This window comes from Candidatus Eisenbacteria bacterium, assembly GCA_035577985.1.
Taxonomy (GTDB): Bacteria; Desulfobacterota; Binatia; order DP-6; family DP-6; genus DATJZY01.
Window position 1 is genome coordinate 1 of sequence record DATJZY010000087.1, and the last position, 3,192, is coordinate 3,192.

5 protein-coding genes are annotated in these 3,192 nt (G+C 66.1%); 1 reads left to right on the forward strand and 4 read right to left on the reverse strand.

Annotation, left to right across the window (positions count from 1 at the left end; genetic code table 11):
* Positions 1 to 195 precede the first annotated feature (195 nt).
* Positions 196 to 900, forward strand: coding sequence for a phosphotransferase (locus tag VMS22_12455; GenBank protein ID HXJ34836.1), 705 nt, complete (start codon positions 196 to 198; stop codon positions 898 to 900).
* Between the two features lie 145 nt (positions 901 to 1,045).
* On the opposite strand, the gene VMS22_12460 is transcribed toward VMS22_12455, so the two are convergent.
* From VMS22_12460 to VMS22_12475, 4 genes are all read right to left on the reverse strand, one after another.
* Positions 1,046 to 1,864, reverse strand: a complete 819-nt coding sequence (locus VMS22_12460) for a PHB depolymerase family esterase (protein HXJ34837.1) — start codon at positions 1,862 to 1,864, stop codon at positions 1,046 to 1,048.
* Between the two features lie 138 nt (positions 1,865 to 2,002).
* Positions 2,003 to 2,302 (reverse strand): hypothetical protein, encoded by a 300-nt coding sequence (locus tag VMS22_12465; protein ID HXJ34838.1) that lies wholly within the window; start codon positions 2,300 to 2,302, stop codon positions 2,003 to 2,005.
* On the reverse strand, positions 2,299 to 2,571 hold the full coding sequence (locus VMS22_12470) for a hypothetical protein (GenBank protein ID HXJ34839.1): 273 nt from the start codon (positions 2,569 to 2,571) through the stop codon (positions 2,299 to 2,301). The genes VMS22_12465 and VMS22_12470 overlap by 4 nt, the downstream gene beginning before the upstream one ends.
* Before the next feature lie 16 nt (positions 2,572 to 2,587).
* A complete protein-coding gene (locus VMS22_12475; GenBank protein HXJ34840.1) occupies positions 2,588 to 2,842 on the reverse strand; it encodes a hypothetical protein in 255 nt (84 codons plus the stop codon).
* Positions 2,843 to 3,192: the final 350 nt, after the last annotated feature.

Consider the following 3,192-nt stretch of genomic DNA (forward strand, 5'->3'; position numbering starts at 1 on the left):
GATCGCGAAGCTGCCCGAGCACGTGCCCGCGATGACGAAGCCGATCCTGCGCGCCGCCTGCGACGCGCCCTTCGAGCACACGCTGCTGCTCGAGGAGTACGCCGAGCCGAACACCTTCACGACGCGCGCGCACCAGGAGACCGTGCGCGCGCTGCTCGCGAAGGAGGAGCGGGCCTAGGCGCACGCGAGGGCGAGATGTCGCGCGAGCTGGAAGAGATCGCGGCTTTGCTCTCTTCATCGGCGCCGCAGCTGCTGGGCGAGCCCATCGAGGAGCGGGCGCGAAGCGAGGACAAGACGGTGTGGTCGGTCGGCGGCTGCGTCGTCCGACGTGCCAACTCCGCACCGGTACGAGATCTCTTCCGGAGAGAGCATCGGCTGCTGCATCACGTGCGCGGGCGGGTCTCGCTCGGCGTTCCCACTCCGCTGTTCATCACCGCGACGGGTGAATTCGACATCCTGGAGAAGGCTCCGGGCGAGCCCGTCGCCTTCGAGTGGTGGGCGAGCCTCGATGCGGTGTCGCAAGAGGGGATCGCAAGCCACTTCGGTCGTTTCCTGGCGGAGTTCCACGAGCTGTTCCCGTTGGAGACGGCCAGCGCGATGGGGTTCGAGAGATCGTTCTGGCCGCCATCGGCGAGCTGGATCGAAACGCGCCTACGAGGGCGCCTCGATTCACCGGAGAGGCGAAGTCTGCTCGAGGACCTGCTGCGGGTTGCGCCATGGCTCCACGAGGAGGCGTCCCTCCGGTTCTGCTCCACGACGACTTCTGCCATCACAATGCGGGCTTCAGTGAGGATGGGAAGCAGGTCCTCGGCGCCTTCGACTTCACCCACGCGCGCATCGGAGATCCCCACCGCGATCTCCGGTACGCGTTCACCTGCGAGCCGTTCGCCGAGACCATGATTCGAGAGTACGAGCGAACGCGTAGACTCCAGCTCGATCGCAGGCGGCTCCGAGCGTGGCACGCGTGGTCGGCACTCGCGGTTCTGGCGTGGGAGCTACATGAAGGAGACTCGCGGCGTCTCCCGATGCGATGGGGCTGGGTCGATCAAGTCGCGGCGTGGGATCGGGACTTCCTCGACGTCGAGTAGACCCGAGTCGCGGCCGCGAGCAGCGCACCCGCGGCGACGGGCCACCAAGCGAGCGGCAGCGCCGGCACCTCGGGAGCCGGCGGCGGCAAGGTGAACTGCGACATGAAATCCCACGCGAGCACGGCGAGGTTGTAGTCGGGATTCAGATACAGGATGTGCCCGTCGTAGAATTGCCCCGGGAAGGCCTGCGCGGTGATGCTGCAGAGCCCCACCTGCACGCCGTCCGCGCAGCTCGTGTCGGTGTCGCAGTAGCTGTTGCCCTGTGCGATGTGGACCTCGGGCGTTCCGGTCCCGCACGCATCCGTGCTTCGCCAGTGCGCGAACGTCGCCGCCGCCGACGGCCACGTGCCGCCGTTGTAGGCGACCAGCATGTCGGTCAGGCCCATGAAGGTCAGCACCGGGATGTGACGCGACGGCTGACAGCTCGACGGCGGAGACAGCGAGATCGGGAACGCGAGCGGCGCAGCTGCGGCGAAGAGATCCGCGGCCTCGCACGCGAGGCGATGCGTCATCGCGCCGCCGTTCGAGAGGCCGGTCACGTAGACGCGCCGCGCGTCGATGTTCGCCTCGACGTGCATCTGCGCGACCATCGCGCGGATGAACTCGACGTCGGTCGGCGTGTTCGTGCAGCAGACGCCGCCGTTCCACGCGTTCCCGACACCCTGCGGATAGACGACGATGAAGCCGCGCGCGTCGGAGAGCGCGAGGAAGCCGGAGAGCGCGCGCTGGATCTCGTCCGTCGCCGTCCAGCCGTGGATGTCGACCACGAGCGGCACCGCGCTCGCGCCCGTGTAGGAACTCCTCGCGCTCGATGGTGGTCGGCGGGATTCGACTCCATCCCGTACGACGAGGCAACGAGCGCTTGCAGCGACCGGTCGAGATCGACCATGTCGACGAAGTGGCCCTTACCGAACTCAATACGTGATCGCGAACATTCCCTTCCAGGTCGTGAGCGCCTTGCACCTCGTGACCTGACACTTCACGGCAGTGACCCTGCCATCCTGCTGGCGCAGCACGTAGAACGTCTCGTAGTCCCGCGACCCGACATACTTGGTGACGCGTTCGGGAGAGTGGGTCGCTTCCGTCAACGGACTGGCCTCGAGTTTTTTCAGGATGTAGTTCTCGAGCATGAAGCGACCGGCATCGTTCCGATCGCCCACTCGACCCGATTCCACGTCGACGGGCGAGATCGTGTTGAGCTCCAGCCAGATCAAGACGTGATCTCCGCCCTCCCGCCACTCTCCTTGTAGAACCGCTGCCGGATCTCCTTCGAGTAGGGGACCATTCCCGGATACGCCGCCTTGAGAAAGAAAACGTTTGGATCGCTGTGCATCAGGTAGCGCTCGGGCACCGTCAGCCGGTATTCCCCTCGCGAGCCCGATCCGGCAGTGAGATCGATGACTCGCATCCCGGTCGATGAGCTCTCGCCCGAACCGCAGGCAGATAGCAGGACTGCGACGAACATCAGAAGCGGCGGCACCACGGGGTGATCGTGGGAGCTACAGCCCCACGTCGAGTTTCCAGAGCCGATCTTCCTCGACCATGCGAATCGCACGGGACTCGGCCTTTCCCTTCTCCACCACATGGAGTACGGCCTCTCCATCCTTCCGATCGACGGACGAGACGGAGTACTCCTTCACCTCGAACAGGGCGCGGAGCTGCGCAGTCTTCGGCACCACCCGGATGAACCAGTCTCTCGCCGACCGACGATCGGTAATGCCGAGCATTGCCATGTGCTGGGCGACGTGGACCATCGCGTCCTCGAAGGACTGCTGAGCCCTGCGACTCAGGCCGTCGTAGACGGCTCCCCATCGCTCCTCCGCGATCGCGACCTGCGATCCCGAATAGACTTGCTCGGGTCCATCGTCGTCCGCGGTCGCGGCGAGAGCGAGCAGACTCCCGCAGAGCAATGTGGCGGCGGAGCGCAGAAGCGCGCGAGAACGCTCCATCCGCTTCCTACCCGCCGAACATCCCGCCGTTGACGTGGATCACGGTGCCGTTCACGTAGCTGCCGCGCGTCGCGAGGAAGGCGACTACGTCGGCGACCTCCTCGGCGCGGCCCATGCGCTGCTGCGGGATGCGCGTGAGGATCAGCTGCTTGATC

Coding starts and splice junctions, on each gene's coding strand:
- VMS22_12455 (HXJ34836.1), top strand. CDS start 196: ATGTCGCGCGAGCTGGAAGAGATCGCGGCTTTGCTCTCTTCATCGGCG.
- VMS22_12475 (HXJ34840.1), bottom strand. CDS start 2,842: ATGGTCCACGTCGCCCAGCACATGGCAATGCTCGGCATTACCGATCGT.